The 18,234-nt window shown below is 71.0% G+C and carries 17 protein-coding genes; 7 read left to right on the forward strand and 10 right to left on the reverse strand.

Annotation, left to right across the window (positions count from 1 at the left end; genetic code table 11):
• The first annotated feature begins 74 nt into the window (after positions 1-74).
• The 6 genes from AC27IY_RS16005 to AC27IY_RS16030 all read left to right on the forward strand — a co-directional run bounded on the left by AC27IY_RS16005 (position 75) and on the right by AC27IY_RS16030 (position 5,716).
• Positions 75-1,070, forward strand: a complete 996-nt coding sequence (locus AC27IY_RS16005; RefSeq protein ID WP_329583833.1) for an ABC transporter substrate-binding protein — start codon at positions 75-77, stop codon at positions 1,068-1,070.
• Entirely contained in the window at positions 1,067-1,888 is an 822-nt protein-coding gene (locus AC27IY_RS16010; protein WP_487178397.1) for an ABC transporter permease, read from the forward strand. Before AC27IY_RS16005 ends, AC27IY_RS16010 begins: the two co-directional genes overlap by 4 nt.
• A complete protein-coding gene (locus tag AC27IY_RS16015; RefSeq protein ID WP_487178398.1) occupies positions 1,885-2,760 on the forward strand; it encodes an ABC transporter permease in 876 nt (291 codons plus the stop codon). The genes AC27IY_RS16010 and AC27IY_RS16015 overlap by 4 nt, the downstream gene beginning before the upstream one ends.
• Positions 2,761-2,779: 19 nt before the next feature.
• Positions 2,780-4,015 carry an FAD-dependent monooxygenase gene (locus AC27IY_RS16020; protein WP_487178453.1) on the forward strand — a complete coding sequence of 412 codons (1,236 nt, stop codon included), beginning with the start codon at positions 2,780-2,782 and terminating at the stop codon, positions 4,013-4,015.
• A gap of 145 nt (positions 4,016-4,160) precedes the next feature.
• Positions 4,161-4,934 (forward strand): ABC transporter ATP-binding protein, encoded by a 774-nt coding sequence (locus AC27IY_RS16025; protein WP_344209172.1) that lies wholly within the window; start codon positions 4,161-4,163, stop codon positions 4,932-4,934.
• Positions 4,935-4,987: 53 nt separating this feature from the next.
• The gene (locus AC27IY_RS16030) at positions 4,988-5,716 is read left to right on the forward strand and encodes an SAM-dependent methyltransferase (RefSeq protein ID WP_487178399.1); all 729 of its coding nucleotides are present in this window, start codon (positions 4,988-4,990) and stop codon (positions 5,714-5,716) included.
• Here AC27IY_RS16030 and AC27IY_RS16035 read toward each other — a convergent pair.
• The 7 genes from AC27IY_RS16035 to AC27IY_RS16065 all read right to left on the reverse strand — a co-directional run bounded on the left by AC27IY_RS16035 (position 5,691) and on the right by AC27IY_RS16065 (position 14,826).
• Positions 5,691-7,139, reverse strand: coding sequence for a pyridoxal phosphate-dependent decarboxylase family protein (locus AC27IY_RS16035; protein WP_487178400.1), 1,449 nt, complete (start codon positions 7,137-7,139; stop codon positions 5,691-5,693). The genes AC27IY_RS16030 and AC27IY_RS16035 overlap by 26 nt on opposite strands.
• 69 nt (positions 7,140-7,208) lie before the next feature.
• Complete coding sequence (locus AC27IY_RS16040) at positions 7,209-7,787, reverse strand: GTP-binding protein (protein WP_344209178.1); 579 nt, start codon at positions 7,785-7,787, stop codon at positions 7,209-7,211.
• Entirely contained in the window at positions 7,768-8,169 is a 402-nt protein-coding gene (locus AC27IY_RS16045) for a DUF742 domain-containing protein (protein ID WP_084685891.1), read from the reverse strand. The genes AC27IY_RS16040 and AC27IY_RS16045 overlap by 20 nt, the downstream gene beginning before the upstream one ends.
• A 23-nt stretch (positions 8,170-8,192) precedes the next feature.
• Complete coding sequence (locus AC27IY_RS16050) at positions 8,193-8,615, reverse strand: roadblock/LC7 domain-containing protein (protein ID WP_020546551.1); 423 nt, start codon at positions 8,613-8,615, stop codon at positions 8,193-8,195.
• Positions 8,612-11,887 carry a sensor histidine kinase gene (locus AC27IY_RS16055; protein WP_487178401.1) on the reverse strand — a complete coding sequence of 1,092 codons (3,276 nt, stop codon included), beginning with the start codon at positions 11,885-11,887 and terminating at the stop codon, positions 8,612-8,614. The genes AC27IY_RS16050 and AC27IY_RS16055 overlap by 4 nt, the downstream gene beginning before the upstream one ends.
• A 252-nt stretch (positions 11,888-12,139) precedes the next feature.
• Entirely contained in the window at positions 12,140-13,537 is a 1,398-nt protein-coding gene (locus tag AC27IY_RS16060; RefSeq protein ID WP_344209184.1) for an aminobutyraldehyde dehydrogenase, read from the reverse strand.
• A gap of 14 nt (positions 13,538-13,551) precedes the next feature.
• Entirely contained in the window at positions 13,552-14,826 is a 1,275-nt protein-coding gene (locus tag AC27IY_RS16065; RefSeq protein WP_423444324.1) for a glycosyltransferase, read from the reverse strand.
• Positions 14,827-14,955: 129 nt separating this feature from the next.
• Here AC27IY_RS16065 and AC27IY_RS16070 point away from each other — a divergent pair, with 129 nt between their 5' ends.
• Positions 14,956-15,561, forward strand: coding sequence for a TetR/AcrR family transcriptional regulator (locus tag AC27IY_RS16070; RefSeq protein WP_329583851.1), 606 nt, complete (start codon positions 14,956-14,958; stop codon positions 15,559-15,561).
• On the opposite strand, the gene AC27IY_RS16075 is transcribed toward AC27IY_RS16070, so the two are convergent.
• The 3 genes from AC27IY_RS16075 to AC27IY_RS16085 are packed head-to-tail and all read right to left on the reverse strand — an operon-like array spanning position 15,555 to position 18,229.
• Positions 15,555-16,604 (reverse strand): ABC transporter ATP-binding protein, encoded by a 1,050-nt coding sequence (locus AC27IY_RS16075; RefSeq protein WP_423444321.1) that lies wholly within the window; start codon positions 16,602-16,604, stop codon positions 15,555-15,557. The two genes, AC27IY_RS16070 and AC27IY_RS16075, sit on opposite strands and share 7 nt — an antisense overlap.
• Positions 16,591-17,370, reverse strand: coding sequence for an ABC transporter permease (locus tag AC27IY_RS16080; protein ID WP_364448691.1), 780 nt, complete (start codon positions 17,368-17,370; stop codon positions 16,591-16,593). Before AC27IY_RS16080 ends, AC27IY_RS16075 begins: the two co-directional genes overlap by 14 nt.
• The gene (locus AC27IY_RS16085) at positions 17,363-18,229 is read right to left on the reverse strand and encodes an ABC transporter permease (RefSeq protein ID WP_423474682.1); all 867 of its coding nucleotides are present in this window, start codon (positions 18,227-18,229) and stop codon (positions 17,363-17,365) included. Before AC27IY_RS16085 ends, AC27IY_RS16080 begins: the two co-directional genes overlap by 8 nt.
• Positions 18,230-18,234: the final 5 nt, after the last annotated feature.

An 18,234-nucleotide genomic window follows, 5' to 3' on the forward strand; every position in this document is an offset into this window, starting at 1 on the left:
CGTCAGGCGCAAGAGCCGCCGGCAGCAGAAAGCCGCCCGGTCCCCCCTGGCTCCATCTGAAGGGAGTCCCTGACATGAGGCTTGGCCGTCCCGCCAGGGCCGCCATCATCGGATTCGCTTTGACCCTCGCCGCAGCCTGCAGCTCAGGCGGCGGCACGACCGCCAGCGCGCCACCGGCCGCCGCCAGTGGCGGCCTGGAGAAGACCAAGATCAAGGTCGCCACCCTGCCGGCCATCGACAGCGCCGCCCTCTACGTCGCCATCGACCAGGGGCTCTTCGAGAAGGAGGGTCTGGAGGTCACCCCGCAGGTGGTCCAGGCCGCGCCCGAGGCCATCCCCATGATGCTCAACGGCGAGATCGACGCGATGTTCGGCAACTACGTGTCGATGTTCCAGGCCCAGGACAAGGGCACGCTCAAGCTGCGCATCCTGGCCGAGGGCTCCCGCGCGGCCCCCGACTCGCTCAGCATCATGGTGCTGCCCACCTCGCCCATCAAGACGGCCAAGGACCTCGAAGGCAAGACGATCAACGTCAACGTCCTGCACAACTTCCAGGAGCTGGCCCTGACGCAGGTGCTCAAGGCCAACAACGTGGACCCGGCCTCCATCAAGTACGTGCAGGTGACGTTCCAGAACATCATGCCCTCGTGGAAGGGCGGCCAGATCGACGCCGCCTACCTCGGCGAGCCGATGGTCACCGCGGCCACCTCCACCATGGGCGCCCGCAAGATCCTCGACCCGGCCTCCGGCCCCGCCGCCGAGTTCCCGATCTCCGGCTACGTCAGCACGCAGGAGTGGTACGACAAGAACCCGCGCGTCGCGGCGGCCTTCCAACGGGCCATCCACAACGCGGCCAAGCTCATGGAGAACAACCGCGAGGTCGTCTCCAAGGTGCTGCCGACCTTCACCCAGATCGACGCGGCCACCGCGGCCACCGTCACCTTCCCCTACTTCTCCAGCAGCGACAACCCGGTGCGGCTGCAACGGGTGGCCGACTGGATGCTGGAGGCCCGCTGGCTGACCAAGGCGATCGAGGTCAAGACGCTCATGTCGCCGACCACGTCCGGGTGAGCGTGACCGCCACCGCCCTGGCCCCCGGCCGCCCGACCGGCGCCACCGCACGGTGGTCGCGGCGGGCGGCCGGGGCCCTCGCCTTCGCCGCCCTGATCGAGCTGGTCAGCCGTACCGGCCTGGCCGACCGCGAGTTCCTGCCGCCCGCGACGGAGATCGCCGCGCGGATGGGGGCGCTCGCGCTCGATCCCGCCTTCCGCGTGCACGCCCTGACCAGCCTGCTCGCCTGGGCCGTCGGGCTCGGGATCGCGGCGGTCGCCGCGGTGCCGCTCGGGCTGCTGCTCGGCAGCGTCCCCGTCGTGGACGCCGCCACCCGCTCGGTCGTGGAGTTCCTGCGGCCGATCCCGTCGGTCGCGCTGATCCCGCTGGTGGCCCTGGTCATCGGCACCGGCCTGCAACTGCGGATCTCGCTGGTGGTCTACGCCTCGCTGTGGCCGATCCTCTACAACACGATGTACGGCCTCCGTGGCGTGGACCCGCTGGCCAAGGAGTCGCTCAGGTCGTACGGCTTCGGCCCGCTGTCGGTGCTGCTGCGCGTCTCGCTGCCCTCCTCGGCGCCGTTCATCACGACCGGCGTCCGGCTGGCCGCGGGGATCGCGCTGATCCTGACCGTCAGCACCGAGATCGTGGCCGGCCGGGGCGAGGGCATGGGCGTGTTCATCTACTTCGCCGGCATCGCGGTGCCCGCCCGCATGACCGACATCCTGGCCGGGGTGTGCTGGGTCGGGCTGTTCGGCGTGGCGGTGAACGCCCTGCTGGTCGCCTTCGAGCGGCGCGCGTTCCGCTGGCACCACGCCCGGTTGGGAGAGCAGACGTGAAAGCGACAGCCGAGGTCGCGGCGAAGGCCACGGCGCCGCCGCGGATCGCCCGGCGGTCCCGGGCCGCCGCCCGCAGGCGAGGCGCGCGGACGATCGCGTTCCGCTGGCTCGTGCTCGCCGTGCTGGTGCTGCTGTGGGAGGTGGCGACCAGGGCGGCGGGCAGCGCGTTCTTCCCCACGCCCGGCACGATCGTGACGCGGATGCAGGCGATGTGGTTCTCGGGGCCGCCGCAGCGGCTGTTCCTGAGCGACGTCGCCGTCCAGAACATCCTGCCCAGCCTGGGCAGGATGGCCGCAGGGTTCGCCGGGGGCGCGCTGGCCGGGGTCGTGCTCGGGCTCGCGGTGGGGCTGTCGGCCCGCGTCTACGACTACCTCGACGGGGTGCTGCAGTTCCTGCGGGCCGTGCCGCCGCCCGCGCTGGTCACGGTGTTCCTGGTGGTGTTCGGGTTCGGGCTGCGCATGCAGCTCGCGTTCATCATGTTCAGCATCGTGTGGCCGGTGCTGCTCAACACCGCCGACGGCGCCCGCGCCGTGGAGCCGCTGCACCTGCAGACCTGCCAGGTGTTCCGGCTGTCGCGGGCCGAGCGGCTGTGGCGGGTGGTGCTGCCGTCGGCGCTGCCCAAGATGTTCGCCGGGCTGCGGCTCGCGCTGTCGCTCTCGCTCATCGTCATGGTCTTCTCCGAGCTGCTGCCGGGCACCACCAACGGGATCGGGTTCCAGCTCACGGAGGCGTACTCGATGTTCGACCTGCCCGCCATGTGGGCCGCGATCGTGCTGCTCGGGGTGCTCGGCTACCTGCTGAACGAGCTGTTCCTCGTCGTGGAGCGGCGCGTGCTCGGCTGGCACCGCGCGGCGCAGGAACCGGTCGCTTAGGGTGCGGACGGTGAGGACCATGGTCGTGGGCGGCGGCGTCGGAGGACTCGCCACCGCGTTGAGCCTGGCCGCGGCCGGGCTGGAGTGCGTGGTCGTGGAGGCCGCGCGGACGATCAGGCCGCTCGGCGTCGGCATCAACCTGCAGCCGCACGCCGTACGCGAGCTGACCGAGCTGGGGCTGGCCGGCCGCCTGGCCGCGCTCGGCGTCGAGACCAGCTCCATGACCTTCGCCGACCGGCACGGCAACGTCATCCTGGCGCTGCCACGGGGCCGCGCGGCCGGCTACCGGTGGCCCCAGTACAGCATCCACCGCGGCGAGCTGCAGCTCGCGCTGCTCGCCGCGGTCGAGGAGCGCGGCGTCCCCGTGCGCACGGGGGTGCGCTTCGAGGACTGCGCGCAGGACGGCGACGCCGTGCTCGTCACGCTGCGCCGGGCGGACGGGCAGGTGCTGCGCGAGCGGGTGGACGTGCTCGTCGGCGCCGACGGCGTGCAGTCGGCGGTGCGGGCCCGGCTGCATCCGACCGGCGACCCGCTGCTGTGGGCGGGCATCAGGATGTGGCGCGGGGTCGCCGAGGCCGACCCCATACTCGACGGCGCGACGGTGCTGGTCGGCGGCTCCAACACGGCCGGCAAGTTCGTCACCTACCACATCTCGGCGGCCAACCCGCGGCTGGTCAACTGGGTGGCCGAGGTGAAGGTGGCCGAGCCCGGCCAGGTCGGCGCTGCCGACTGGAGCAGGAAGGGCCGCCTGTCCGACGTGGCGCCGCACTTCGCGCACTGGACCTATCGCCCCGCCGACATCCGGGCCCTGCTCGCGGCCACCGGCCGCATCCTCGAATACCCGATGGTCGACAGGGAGCCGCTGCCGCGCTGGGGCGAGGGACGGGTGACGCTGCTCGGCGACGCCGCCCATCCGATGTACCCGATCGGCTCGAACGGCGGCTCCCAGGCCGTGCTCGACGCCCGGGTGCTGGCGCGGTGCCTGGCCTCGTACGACGATCCGGCCGAGGCGCTGCGCGCGTACGAGGACGAGCGTCTTCCGCCCACCTCGGCCCTGGTGCGCGCGCACCGAGCGCTGCCCGTCGAGGAGACGATCGCCCTGGTGACCGAGCGGGCGCCCGACGGCTTCCGCGACGTCGCCGACGTGCTGACCGAGGCCGAGCTGGCCGCCATGGCGGCCGCGCAGCGGGCCATCTCGGACGCCGACGTGCGGGCGCTCAACGAGCGGGAGTCGTGGAGCGTACGTGCGCCATGACAGTGCCGGTCTCCCCGAGTAAGATCACGCCCGGAAGAGGTTTACCTGACCGACTCCTCCAGCTTTGCCCGCTCCGCTAGAGTCGAATTCCGACCCTTCCGGAGTCGCGGTCCTCCTCCGCGGTCTCGCCCCCCTAGGAAGCACATTGCTCGAGATAGACAATCTCTCCCATGTGTACGGCGCCGGCACCCCCAACGAGCACCGCGCCATCGAAGGTCTCAACCTGAGCGTCGCCGAGGGCGAGCTGCTGTGCATCGTGGGGCCGTCGGGCTGCGGGAAGTCCACGCTGCTGCGCTCGATCGCCGGGCTCATCAGCCCGACCGGCGGCCAGGTCAAGGTCGAGGGCAAGCTCGTGCGCCAGACCCCCGACAACCTCGCCGTGGTGTTCCAGGACTACAGCCGCTCGCTGTTCCCCTGGATGTCGGTCGCCGACAACGTCGCGCTGCCGCTGCGCCGCAGGGGCATGGACAAGAAGGCCCGCCGCGAGGCCGCCATGGAGGCGCTGGAGTCGGTCGGCCTGTCCGCGGCCGAGCGCAAATACCCGTTCCAGCTCTCCGGCGGCATGCAGCAGCGGGTCGCGATCGCGCGGGCGCTCGCCTACCGGCCGACGCTGATGCTGATGGACGAGCCGTTCGGCTCGGTGGACGCCCAGACCAGGGAAGACCTCGAGGACCTGGTGCTCAAGGTGCGCGGCCACCACCAGATGACGATCGTGCTCATCACGCACGACATCGATGAGAGCGTCTACGTCGGCGACCGCGTGGTGGTGCTGTCCAAGGCGCCGGCGCACGTCGTGGGCGACCTCAAGGTCGACCTGCCCGGGCCGCGCGACCAGATCACCACCCGCGAGCACCCCGACTTCGTGCACCTGCGTGCCGAGGTGGGCCGCCTGGTCCGGGGACACGCCGCGGTCGTCTGATCCGTCGCCTCCCGCGACGGAAAACCTGTTGCGCGGTTCGGGAAGATGGCGGGATGGACCGACAGCTCATCAGCGCCATCGCGCACACCGACCACCCGATCGCCGCGCCCGTCTCCGACGCCTCGCTCGACCGCCTGCTGCGGCGCGCGGCGCTGCCCGAGGGCGCGCGTGTCCTCGACCTCGGCTGCGGGCCCGGCGTGTGGGCGCTCCGCGCTCTTGAGCTGGTGCCGTCGGCCGTCGCCGACGGCGTGGACCTCTCCCCGCACGCCGTGGCGGCCGCCGAGCGCGAAGCCGAGGCCCGCGGCCTGGCCGGCCGGTTCACGGCGCGGCTCGCCGACATCAGCGCCTTTCCCGCCGGTGAGCCGTACGACCTGGTGCTCGCCGTCGGCTCCACGCACGCCTTCGGCGGGCTGAAGGGCACGATGGAGGCGCTCGCCAGGTTCGTCCGCCCCGGCGGGCTGGCGCTGGTGGGCGAGGGGTTCTGGGAGCGTCCGCCGACGCCGGAGCTGGTCGCGGAGATCGGCGCCTTCCCCGACCTCGCGGGCACGGTCGCGGCGGCCGAGTCCAGTGGCTGGCTCACCGTCCACGCCCACGTCAGCGACCGGGCCGAATGGGACGACTACGAGTTCTCCTGGACCGGCAGCCTCGCCCGCTGGGCCGCCGAGCACCCCGGCCCCGACGGCGACGAGGCGCTGCGGGCCGCGCGGGAGCACCGCGACATGTGGCTCAACGGCTACCGCGACCTGCTCGGCTTCGTCACCCTCCTGCTGCGCCGCTCCTGACCACCCCGCGTTCCTCCTCCTCGCGCAGCCGCTCGCAGGCCGTGCGGATGACGGCGACGGCCTCGTCGATCCGGCCGCGGTGGGTGCGGTGGCTCAGGACGCACACCCGGATCATGTACGTGCCGCCGATCGTGGTGCTGGACAGCAGCACCCGCCCGGCGGCGTTGATCCGGCGCAGCAGGCGGGCGTTGAAGGCGTCGGCGTCGCCGTGCTCGGGGACCCAGCGGAAGGCCACGGTGGTGAGCCGCGGCTCCCACGGCACCTCGAACCCCGACTCCACCAGGGCGTCGTGCACCACGCGGGCCAGGTCCAGCTTCTCGTCGAGCGCCTCGCGGAAGGCGGCGAGGCCGTGCAGCTTGACCGGCAGCCACAGCCGCAGGCCGCGGAAGTCGCGGCTGAGCTCGGGCGAGTACTCGGTGAAGTTCGGGATCTCCTCCTCCGCGGCGAGGTCCTGGAGGTAGTCGGCGCGCAGGTGGTGTGCCGCGCGCAGCCGCGCGCCGTCGCGGACCAGCAGCGCCCCGGTCCCGTACGGCAGGAACATCGCCTTGTGCGGGTCGAGCGTGATCGAGTCGGCCCGCTCGATGCCGCTCATGAGGGCCCGGCCGCGCGCCGTGAGCTGGAACGGCCCGCCGTAGGCGGCGTCCACGTGGAACCAGAGCCCTTCGGCCCGCGCGATGCCGGCCAGCTCCGTCAGGGGGTCCATGGCGCCGGTGTTCGTCGTCCCCGCGCTGCCGATCACGAGGAACGGGCGCAGGCCGGCCGCCCGGTCGGCCGCGATCAGGCCGGTCAGCGCGGCCGGGTCCATGGCGAGCGACGGCAGCGTGGGCACGGTGCGGAGGTTCGCCCGGGGGAAGCCGGCCAGCAGGGCGGCCTTGGCGGAGGAGGCGTGCGTCTGGTCGGTGACGTAGAGGACGCCGTCCAGGAAGCGCTCGCCGAGCAGCGCCGTACGCGCGGTGACGATCGCCGAGAAGTTGGCCATCGAGCCGCCGGAGGTCAGGATGCCGCGTGCCCCTTCCGGGTGGCCGAACAGGTCGCACAGCCAGCGGACGACGGTCGCCTCGATCTGGGCGCAGGCGGGCGCGAGGTCCCAGACCGCCACGTACTTGTTGAGCGCGGCGGCCAGGAAGTCGGCCAGGGCGGCGGCGTACAGCCCGCCGCCCGGCACGTACGCCAGGTAGCCCGGCCCCGCGCTCGTCCCGCCCTGCCGGGCCGCCGCGGCCACCGTCCGCAGCAGAGCGGGCAGGGGGCTGCCGTGCTCGGGGGCCGGCTCCCGCAGGCCGGCGAGCAGGCCGGCGTCGCTCGGGGCGAGGGCGGGCAGGTCCGGCAGGTCGCGCAGGAAGTCCTCGACGAGGGCCAGCGCGGCCTCGCCCATCTCACGGGTCTGCTCGGGGCCGGGTTCGAGTGGGTACGGGGTCACGTGCATGCCCGCATCCTGTCACCCGGACGGGCGCCGCCCGGGGATCCGCACCCGGGAGGCGCCCGCGAAGCCGGGTTATACCGGCTCGTGCATGTGGCGGGTCAGGGCGTGCTCCACGAGGGTGATCAGGGTCGCCTTGACCGACTCGCGCTGCCGGGCGTCCAGCCGCACGATGGGGGTGTGTCCGCCGATGGACAGCGCCTCGCGGATCTCCTCCTCCTGGTGGGCGAAGTGCCCGTCCCAGCCGTTGATCCCGATGACGAACGGCAGCTTCGCCTCTTCGAAGTAGTCGATCGCGGGGAAGCTGTCGGCCAGGCGGCGGGTGTCGACCAGCACGATCGCGCCGATCGCGCCGCGCACCAGGTCGTCCCACATGAACCAGAACCGGTGCTGGCCCGGCGTGCCGAACAGATAGAGGATCAGGTCACGGTCCAGCGAGACGCGGCCGAAGTCCATCGCCACGGTCGTGGTCGTCTTGTTCGGCGTCAGCGAGACGTCGTCCACGTGGGCGGACGCGTCCGTCATGACGGCTTCCGTGGTGAGGGGGAGGATCTCCGAGACCGCACCCACGAACGTCGTCTTGCCAACGCCGAAGCCCCCCGCCACGACGATCTTCGTCGAGGTAAGGCCGGGGCTAGAGCCTTCGAAGTCCACTGAGCACCCTTTCGAGCAAGTTGAGGTCCGGCTTTCCCGCCTCCAGCGCAGGCTGGTGCACGCGGATCAGGCCCTCCGACGCCATGTCGGCGATCAGCACCCGGACCACTCCAAGGGGCTGGCGTAAAAGGGCGGAGATCTCAGCAACCGACCGCACGTTACGAGTCAGTTGGATGATCGCCTGATACTCCGGACTTAGTAGGGAAATGTCTTGGTATTCCGACGTCACGGAGGACACCAACGCCTCCATGGCGAACTTCATCCGTGGCGCAGTGCGCCCGCCGGTCACGGCGTACGGCCGTACCAACGAGCTCTTGCGCGACTGTGGCGCCGCCGGATGCGGCGGAGTGCTATCACCAGCCCAACCCTGACCTGTCACCATGATCTCCTGTCGACGCCCCCAGGCTAGCGGGGACGGGCCGCCTGCAGTTCAGCGCGTACGGCCGGCGTCAGCACCTGCCCGGCCCGCTCGACCAGCAGGGTCATCTGGTAAGCCACCAGACCCATGTCACAGTCGGGGGCGGCCAGAACCGCCAAGCAGGACCCATCACTGATGGACATGATCATCAAGAGCCCGCGCTGCATCTCGATGACGGTCTGGGTCACCATACCGCCCTCGAAGACCCGGGCGGCGCCCTGAGTCAGGCTGATCACACCGGAGGCGACGGCCGCGAGCTGGTCGGCCCGGTCCTTCGGGAAACCCTCCGAGTACGCGAGCGGCAGACCGTCCGACGAGACCACGACCGTGTGCGCCACTCCGGGCACGTTGTTCACGAAGTCAGTGATCAGCCAGCTGATGCCGCGCGCTCCCTGGCTCATCTCTCTCATTTGTCCTCCTCATTCTCTTCTCCGCGCGTGAACGCTCGGCCCTGGCGGACACCCTGCTGGAAGCTGGAGAGCCGGCTGCGCAACCGCTCGGGCGAGATCTGTGGCGGCGGAGACGTGGGCTGGGGCTCGGCGAGGCTGGCCGTGCCGGGCACCAGGTTCGCCTTGGGCACGCGGCGCGGCAGACCGGAGCTCGTGGTGCCGGCCTGCTGCGGCTGCGCGGCGGCCTGCGCGGCCTGGAAACCGGCGTCAGCGGGCGAGGACCAGCTGGCGCCGGCCCCCGACGCGCCGGGCCGGCGCTGCGGCAGCCCCGACGACCTGGACGCGCTCGCGGCCGGCGGCATGGCGGCCGGCTGGACCGGTGGCGGCGGCGCGGTGGCGTCGGCGGGGATGGCCGGGTGCACGGCGGTCACCTCGGGCTCGTCCTCCACCGGTTCGATGCGCTGCCTGACCTGCTCGGGCTCCGGCCGCCGGAACCAGTCGGAGCCGACCGAGGAGAAGATCGGCAGGAACTCCTCGCTCTGCTCCTCCAGCGGCGAGTTGCGCACGACCGGCAGCGGGCCGGTCATGTCCTGGGAGGTGTAGTTGCCGGCGCTGAAGGCCCCGAGCCCGGAGTGCCCGTTCTGCTCGTAGCGGTCGGCGGGCTTGGGGTCCTCTTCGAAGGGCGAGGCGTAGTCGGGGCCGAAGGCCGGCCGCGGCCGGTCGACCGACTCGAACAGCCCCCTGCGCGGCAGCGGGTCGGCGAAGGAGGACCAGCGGGACGCGTCGTCCGGCTGCTCCTTGGGCGGCTCGGTCGCGAAGGACGGCCAGCGCGGCTCGTCGTCCTGCGCGGGCGGCGGCTGCTCGGCGAAGGACGGCCAGCGGTTCTCGGCGAACGGCTGCTGCGGCTGCTGCTGCCCGGGAGCGGGCGGCTCCTCGGCGAACGACGGCCAGCGGGAGGTCTCCTCGGAGTGCCAGCGCTCCTCCTGCCGCGCGGGAGCCGGAGGCTCCTCGGCGAAGGACGGCCAGCGCTGCTCGTCCACTCCCGGGCCGCCCGGCGTCGCCGCGGGCGGCTGGTCGAAGCCGGCGCGGTCGAACGGGCCCGGCCGGTCGCCGCCGAAGGCGGCCGGCTGCTGCTCGCCGAAGCGGGGCTGGCCGAAGGGCGACTGGCCGAAAGAGGGCTGGTCGAAGGAGGGCTGGTCAGTGGAGGACGGGTCGAACGACGGCTGCTCGCCGAAGGACGGCCAGCTCGTGCCGGTGCTGCCCGGCGCGGGCAGCGAGCCCGGCCACTCGGTGTCGAGCACCTGGTTGACGGAGGGCTGCCCGCCGTTGGCCGAGGGCTGGTTGAACATGCTCGGGTCGAACGAGGTGAACGCCTCGTACTGGCCGCCCTGCTGGGGCACCCCGACGCCGCCGCTGATGAGCATGTCGGGCATCATCACCAGCGCGCTCAGGCCGCCGTTCTCGCGCTGGCTGAGCTGGACCCGGATGCCGTGGCGCAGGGCCAGGCGGCCGACCACGAACAGGCCCATGCGCCGCGAGACCGACACGTCCACGACCGGCGGGTTGGCCAGGCGCCAGTTGGCCTCGCCCAGCTCGTCCTGGCTCATGCCGATGCCCTGGTCGTTGATGGTGACCAGGACGCCGCCCTCGGCGGGGGTGCTGGTCACGGTGACCTTGCTCTCGCGCGGGGAGAACGAGATGGCGTTCTCGATCAGCTCGGCGAGCAGGTGGACGGCGTCGGTGACGGCCGGGCCGACGATCAGCGTGCTGGACGCGATCGAGATCTGGACCCGCTCGTAGTTCTCGACCTCCGACAGCGAGGCGCGGGCGATGTCGACCAGCGGCACCGGCTCGCTCCACTTGCGCGCGGCCTCCTGGCCGGCGAGGACCAGGAGGTTCTCGCTGTTGCGCCGCATGCGGGTGGCCAGGTGGTCGAGGCGGAACAGGTTGGCCAGTCGCTGCTCGTCCTCTTCGCCCTGCTCCAGACCTTCGATGAGCTGGAGCTGCCGTTCGACCAGCGTCTGGCTGCGGCGGGAGAGGTTGACGAACATGGAGTTGACGTTGGCGCGCAGCTTGGCCTCGTCGCCGGCCAGCCGGATCGCCTCGCGGTGGACCTCGTCGAAGGCCCGCGCCACTTCCCCGATCTCGTCGCGAGTGTTGATGCCGATGGACGGGACCTCCGGCACCTGCGCGCTCTCGCCGGACTCGCGCAGCACGCGGACGGTCTCGGGCAGCCGGGTGGTGGCCACCTGCAGCGCCTCGGCCCGGAGCCGGCGCAGCGGGCGGACCAGCGAACCGGCCACGCGGGTGGTGATGACCAGGACCAGGAGCAGCAGCACGAGGATCATCGCGCCGGAGATGATGGCGTTGCGCTGCTCGCTGTCGCTCAGCTCACGGGTGCGGGTCACGATCTTCGTGGCCAGGTCGTCCTCGACCTTGCGCATGGCGTTGGCGGTCGCCGTGGTGCTGTCGTACCAGAGGCTGAGGTCGCGGGAGGTGGTGACGTCGAGGTCGCCGAGCTTGTTGTACTCGCGCATCTGGGCGAGCGCCCGCTGGCGCATGGCGTCGGCGCGGTCGATCTGCTGGCCCCTGATGCCCTGCTGGTAGGCCTTGAGCTCCTCGGCGGACGCCTCGGCCTCGAACGAGGCCAGGGCGGCCTGCTGCTTGTCCCAGGAGCCCAGGAACTCGGTGAGGGCCTCGCCGTCCAGCTTCCGCTCGGCCAGCGCGACGATGAGCATGATCTGCTGGCGCGAGACCTCCTCCTTCATCGACTGCAGCGAGCCGAGCGACGCGATGTCCCTCTGGAGGCGGTCGTCGTTGACGCCGTCGGCCAGACCCGCCTGGATCGACGAGAAGATGCCGATCATCGTGGTGTAGGTCCGGATGGACGCCTGCGGCGGAACGTTCCCGACCATCGACGTCCGGAGGCTGTCGAGACCTTCGAGCCAGCGGGACATCTCGGCCACGCCCTCGCGGACGCGGCTGGTGTGGGAGTCGTCGATGGCCTTGGCGGCGGTCTCCACCTGCGCCTTGACCTTGTCCGTGGCCTGGCGCTGGTTCTTCAGCTGCAGCGTGCGGCCGGCCCGGTTGCCCGTGGCGACGGCCCACGCGGTGAGCGTGCGCTCCTTGGCGAGCTCGTGGTTGAGCGCGCCGACCTTCTGGACCAGCTCCGCGACCTGGGTCAGGCGCCGGTACTCGGCGCTGGTCCCGATGGCGTCGGCCAGCTGGATGCCGGCGAGGAGCACGCCCACGACCGTGGGGATGAGGATCAGAGCGACCAGCCTGGAGCGCACACGCCAGTTAGCCAGCCGGAACCTGCCGCCTGTGTACTCCCCCGACTTCGTATGCCTGGGGTTTTCCGTCCTCACTGACTCTCGCAACCTCTCGCCGGTACGTGCTCGAAAGAAATCAGACACGCGTGTGGCGCATGGGATTCCGTCCGGCTGGGTAATTGGAACACAGTCCGTACCAGATCGGCCAACCCGACATATCCCATCAAACACGCCCAAAGCTCTGCTTTAGGGTGCATTTCGCCGTACACGTTTTCAAGCGGGCCGGAACGAATCCCGCTCGGCGGGTGCCGCGTGCTTCACCATCAGATGACGCGTCACCGAATACTCCAGGACCGCCTCCTGGCTCATGTCCTTGCCGAACCCGCTGCCCTTCACCCCGCCGTGCGGCGCCTCACTGGCGATGGGAAGGTGGTCGTTCACCCAGGTCACACCCACGTCGAGACGGTGCGCCACGCGCATCGCCCGCGAGACGTCGCGCGACCACACCGACGAGGCGAGCCCGTAGCGGGTGTCGTTGGCCAGCCGGACCGCCTCGTCCTCGCCGTCGAACGGCAGCGCCACCAGGACCGGCCCGAAAAGCTCGCCCTGGACCATCTCGCTGTCCTGTGCGACATCGGTCACAAGGGTGGGCGGGTAGTAGAAGCCGGGCCCCTCGGGCAGGGCGCCGCCGTGCCGCACCCGGCCGCCGGAGCGCTCCACGAACCCGTGCACGCGCTCCCGGTGCGCCGCCGAGATCAACGGGCCGATGTCCGTGGCCGGGTCCCAGGGGTCGCCGTAGGTGATTTCGGCAAGAGTTGCCCGCAGCGCCTCCACGGCGTCGTCGTAGATCTCGCGGGCGAGGTAGACCCGGGTGGCCGCGGTGCAGTCCTGCCCGGTGTTGTACGTCGCCCCCATCGCCACGCCGTGGGCCATCTCCGCCAGGTCGGCGTCCGCGAAGACCAGCGCCGGCGCCTTGCCGCCGAGCTCCAGGTGCACCCGCTTGAGCGTGGCCGCCGCGCCGGTCATCACCGCGCGGCCGGTCTCCGTGGAGCCGGTGACGCTGACCATGTCCACGCCGGGGTCGGTGACCAGCGCCTGGCCGACCTCGGCGCCGCCGGTCACCGCCTGGACCAGCCCCTCGGGAGCGCCCGCCTTGGCGAACAGCTCGGCCAGGCGCAGCGTCGTGCGCGGCGTCTGCGGCGCCGGCTTGATCACCACGGCGTTGCCCGCGGCCACCGCGGGCCCGACCTTCCACACGGCCATGATGAACGGGAAGTTCCATGGCGAGATCGACCCCACCACCCCGACGGGGCGGCGCAGCATGACCGAGGTGTAGCCGGAGCTGAACACCCCGGCCCCCGAGCCGTCCAGCGAGCGGGCGGCCCCGGCGAAGAAGCGCAGGTTGTCCACCGCGAACGGCAGCTCACCGTCACGGAAGACCGCCGCCGGCTTGCCGGTCTCCTCCACTTCGAGCCTCGTCAGCTCCTCGGCGTCGGCCTCGACGAGGTCGGCCAGCCGCAGCAGCAGCCGGGCGCGCTCGGCCGGGGTGGTCTCGGACCACTCGGCGTAGGCGGCACGGGCGGCCGTCACGGCCGACGCCACGCCCTCCACCGGGGTGTCGGCGACTTCGGCGCACGGGAGCCCGGTGGCGGGGTTGATCAGTTCACGCATGGAAGGTCTTGTCCTTACTGGCCGAGCTGCTCGATCAGGTCCGCGGCCTTGCGCAGGCCGTCGCGACGCCGGATCTCCTCACCCGCGGCGGCGAGCCGCTCGCGCAGCTCGGTGTCGCCGAGCAGCCGGGCGATCGCCCCCGTGAGTTCGTCGTCCTCGAAGGTGTAGGTCGAGAGCCTGACACCGTAGCCCAGCTCGGAGACCCGCTGGGCGTTGTCGTACTGGTCCCAGAACAGCGGCAGCACGATCATCGGCTTGCCGAAGTGCAGGGCCTCGGTGGTCGTGTTGTTGCCGCCGTGCGTGATGACCAGATCGCACTGAGGGACGATCTTAGTCTGCGGCAGGAACTCCGCGCCCCACATGTTGTCGGCGAGCTTGATCTCCTCGTGCAGCGGGCCCTTGGAGACGATGTACTGGTGCGGGGTGGTGGCCAGCACGTCGATCACCCGCTGCATCAGGCCGACGTCGGCCGAGCCGAGCGAGCCGAGCGAGAAGTAGATCAGCGCGGTGTCCGGCCGGCGCTCGAAGGGCAGCGTGAAGTCCTCGTCGGTCTCGCGGACCGAGGAGTCGAGGCGGTGCCACGACGGGCCCAGCGGGCGGCGGTCCACGTAGTCGAGGATCTCCGGGTACACGTAGAGGTTGAGGTCGCCCTCGTGGATGAAGTCGAGGTCGGGCAGCGGCTCCGTGCCCTGCTCGACGCACCACTCGTTGTAGGCGCTCCACAGCTCGCGGTGGGTGCGGTCGTACTCGGCGCGGAAGTCGTCCCACTCGCTGCGGTCGTCGGCGGGCAGGCCCGAGAAGACCGGCGGGACGTCGGGGCCGCGCACCTCAAGGGGCTGGCAGGAGACGATCCTGACGAACTTCTTGCCGGCCGTCAGGAGCGCCGGAAAGGTGATCACGTTGTCCTCGATGATCACGTCCGGGTCAACGCGCTCTATGATGGCCTTCAGCTGCGGCTCGCAGTACTTCGCGCCGTCGATGAGCTCGCCCCAGATCGGCCTGGTGACCGTGTCGAGCTGCTCTTTGGTGCTCTTGCGGTACTCCGGGGCCGTGTCGCGGATGAAGTCCTTCCAGAACTGGCCGGCGTCCTGCTCCTCGGGGTTCTCGGGCGGCGGGGCCAGGTCGACCAGGTCCTCCTCGAAGCCCAGGGCCTCCAGCTTGCCCTTCCAGGACGACTCGGCGGCGAAGACGACGCGGTGGCCGCGGCGGCGCAGGATGTCGCCGATCCCGATGGAGTTGTTGGTCGGGCCGTACGCGCTTTCCGGCATGAACAGGAACGTGAGTGACATCGGAACTCCGAGGAGAGGGATTCGAAGAGTTGAAGGCTAATTCAAAAACGTGGCTGGCGTGATGGTCAAGTAACGGGCACTATGGACACGGCTAACTGAACGGAAGCCCAACGAGTGAAGGTGGTGAGGGTGGCTCAGCGTAAAAGCCGGAGTGACCGGCGCATCGACTTGATCGAGGCGGCGCGCAAAGCCATCATCCGCCACGGCGTCGACGGCGTGCAGCTCTCGCACGTCGCCGAGGAGGCGGGGCTCACCTCCGGCGCCGTGCTCTACCACTACCCCGACCTCGGCGAGCTGCTGGTCGAGGCGCAGCACGCCGGCATGGAGCGCTTCTACGAGCAGCGCCTGCGCCGCCTCGCCGACTTCACCGACCCGGCCGAGAAGCTGGTCGTCACGATCCGCTCCGGGCTGCCGACCGGGCCGCTCGACCCCGACGTGCGCCTGCTCAACGAGCTGGGCGGGGCCGCCGGCCGCAACCGCGTCTACGGCGTCCTGCTCACCTCGCTCTACGACCGCCAGGTGTCGATGTACCAGGCGATCCTCGACACCGGGGCGGCCCTGGGCGTCTTCACGCTGGCCGCCGACTCGCTGTCGATCGCGCGCAACCTCGTGGCGCTGGAGGACGCCTACGGCTACCGCATCACCGCCCGGCACCCCGTGATCGGGCCCGCCGAGGCCGCCGAGCTGATCCTGTCGTACGCGCGGGCGGCGACCGGCAACGATCTGTCTCACTGAGGATCCGCCATGATGACGGCGTCCTCGGCGTTCCAGCGCACCTTCACCTTGGCCCCGGGGCGGACCGTCCCGGCCCCCTGAACGGCCGCCAGGACGGGCTTGGGATGGCCGGGGACCTCCACGGAGACGTGCGAGACGCCGCCGTAGAAGCTGACGTCCACCACGCTGCCCGCCATGCCCCTGACGGAGCTCTCGTCGGCCAGCTCGACCCGCTCGGGCCGCACCGCGAGCAGCGCGGGCTGGTCCGCCTCCAGCTCCTCCAGCGGCGTGCCGGCCAGCATGCCGAACTCCTCGCTGCGCAGCGCGTCGAGCCCGGTGGAAAGGCCGCGGAACAGGTTGTTGGCACCCACGAAGTCCGCCACGAACGGCGTCCTCGGCCGCTCGTAGAGCGCCACGGGCGCGTCCACCTGGCGCACCCGGCCCGTGTCGAACACCGCGATGCGGTCGGCCAGCGACATCGCCTCCTCCTGGTCGTGCGTGACGACCACGAAGGTGATGCCGACCTCGTGCTGCAGCCGCTTGAGTTCGAGCTGCATGTCGGCGCGGACCTTCTTGTCCAGGGCCGACAGCGGCTCGTCGAGCAGCAGCAGGCGGGGCCGCTTGACGATGGAACGCGCCAGCGCCACCCGCTGCCGCTGGCCGCCGGACAGCTGCGCGGGCTTGCGGCCGGCGTGCGCCGACAGCCCGACCGTCTCCAGCACCTCGCCGACCCGCTGCTTGATCTCCTGCCGCGGCAGGCGCTCGCGCTCCAGCCCGTAGGCCACGTTCTTGGCCACGGTCATGTGCGGGAACAGCGCGTACGACTGGAACATGAGGCTGATCGGCCGCCGGTTGGGCGCCTTGGACAGCAGGTCCTCGCCGTCGAGCGTGACCCGCCCGCTGTCCGGCGTCTCGAACCCGGCGATGATGCGCAGCAGCGTGGTCTTGCCGCAGCCCGAAGGGCCGAGCAGGGCGAAGAACTCGCCCTGCTCGATCTGGAGCGAGACGTCGTCCAGCGCGGTGACGCTCCCGAAGCTGCGGGTGACGCCGTCAATCTTGAGCACGTGACTCCCCGATCCTGGTCATCCGCTGACCGGCGATCACCGCGGTGAAACTCACCAGGAGCAGGATCGCGGCCAGCGCGTTGATCTTCGGGGTCACCCCGAAACGAACCATTGAGTAGATGACGATCGGCAGCGTCGGCTCGGCGTTCCCGATCGTGAAGAAGGCGATCACGAACTCGTCCAGCGACAACGTGAACGCCAGCAGCGCCCCGGCGATGATCCCGGGCGTGAGCTGCGGCAGCGTGACCTTCATGAAGGTGACCACCGGCCCGGCCCCGAGGTCGCGCGAGGCCTCCTCCAGCGAGGTGTCGGCGCCCGTGAGCCGGGTGCGCACCACCGCCGCGACGAACGCCATCGAGAACAGCGCGTGCGCGAGCGTCACCGAGTACAGCCCGAGCGTGAGCTGGATGGCGCTGTAGAACACCAGCAGCCCGATGGCGAGCACCAGGTCGGGCAGCACGGCCGGCATCAGCGCGAGCGCGTCGAGCGTCTTCGACCTGGTGAAACGGGCCAGGCCGACCGCGAGCAGGGTGCCGAGCACGGTGGCGATGACGGTGGAGCCCGCGGCCACGATGAGCGTGTTGACCAGGCCGGTCCTGATGCGCTCGTCGCCGGCCAGCTCGCCGTACCACTTGAGGCTGAAGCCCTCGTAGGTGTACGCCGAGTCGCCGGAGTTGAACGACATCACGACGAGCACGACGATCGGCAGGTAGAGGAAGACGTACGTGGCCCAGAACGGGACGTACAGCAGCTTGGACCTACGCACGGCGGGCCGCCCATGCCTGCACGATCAGCAGCACGACCAGCACCGCGATGAGCGCCAGCGCCAGCGTCGAGCCGAACGGCCAGTCGCGCGCCTTGAGGAACTGGTCACGGATGAGGTTGCCCACCATGATCGTCTTGCTGCCGCCGAGCATCTCGGGGATGACGAAGTTGCCGAAGCTGGGCACGAACACGAACAGGCAGCCGGTCATGACGCCCGGCACGCTGAGCGGCAGCGTCACCTTGCGGAACGTGGTGAACGCCGAGGCGCCCAGGTTGGCCGACGCCTCGCGCAGCTGCGGGTCCAGCCGTTCGATGGCGGAGTACAGCGGCAGCACCATGAGCGGCAGGTACGAGTACAACAACCCGGTGACGATGGTCCCCTCGTGGTAGAGCAGCTCGTACGGCCCCAGCCCGAGCTTGCCGAGCGCGCTGTTCACCAGCCCTGGACCGCTCAGCAGCATGATCCAGGCGTAGACCCGGATGATGAAGTTCGTCCAGAACGGCAGCACGACCGCGACCAGCGCGAGCGTCTTCCATCTGGAGGGGAGCTGCGCGATCAGGTAGGCCGTCGGGTAGCCGATCAGCAGCGCGATCAGCGTGGTCAGGGCCGCGATGCGCAGGGAGTTGCCGACCACGCCCAGGTAGAGCGGGTCGATCAGGCGGGTGAAGTTCTCGGTGGTGAACTCGTACACCACGCCGCCGAAGCGCCCGCGCTGGAAGACCGTGTAGCTCAGCACCAGGCCCAGCGGCACCAGCAGCAGCACCACCAGGTAGGTCAGCCCGGGTGACAGGAAAACGAATGCGCCCAGCCGGCGGCCCCGCACGCGGGGCGCCGGCCGGGCCTTTGCCTCAGACTTCACTGCAC

It is taken from the genome of Nonomuraea sp. B208 (assembly GCF_057536035.1).

What these genes read in the sequence shown, in the direction of transcription:
- AC27IY_RS16005 (WP_329583833.1), top strand. Translation starts at nt 75, where the DNA reads ATGAGGCTTGGCCGTCCCGCCAGGGCCGCCATCATCGGATTCGCTTTG.
- AC27IY_RS16020 (WP_487178453.1), top strand. Translation starts at nt 2,780, where the DNA reads ATGGTCGTGGGCGGCGGCGTCGGAGGACTCGCCACCGCGTTGAGCCTG.
- AC27IY_RS16030 (WP_487178399.1), top strand. Translation starts at nt 4,988, where the DNA reads ATGGACCGACAGCTCATCAGCGCCATCGCGCACACCGACCACCCGATC.
- AC27IY_RS16035 (WP_487178400.1), bottom strand. Translation starts at nt 7,139, where the DNA reads ATGCACGTGACCCCGTACCCACTCGAACCCGGCCCCGAGCAGACCCGT.
- AC27IY_RS16045 (WP_084685891.1), bottom strand. Translation starts at nt 8,169, where the DNA reads ATGGTGACAGGTCAGGGTTGGGCTGGTGATAGCACTCCGCCGCATCCG.
- AC27IY_RS16050 (WP_020546551.1), bottom strand. Translation starts at nt 8,615, where the DNA reads ATGAGAGAGATGAGCCAGGGAGCGCGCGGCATCAGCTGGCTGATCACT.
- AC27IY_RS16060 (WP_344209184.1), bottom strand. Translation starts at nt 13,537, where the DNA reads ATGCGTGAACTGATCAACCCCGCCACCGGGCTCCCGTGCGCCGAAGTC.
- AC27IY_RS16065 (WP_423444324.1), bottom strand. Translation starts at nt 14,826, where the DNA reads ATGTCACTCACGTTCCTGTTCATGCCGGAAAGCGCGTACGGCCCGACC.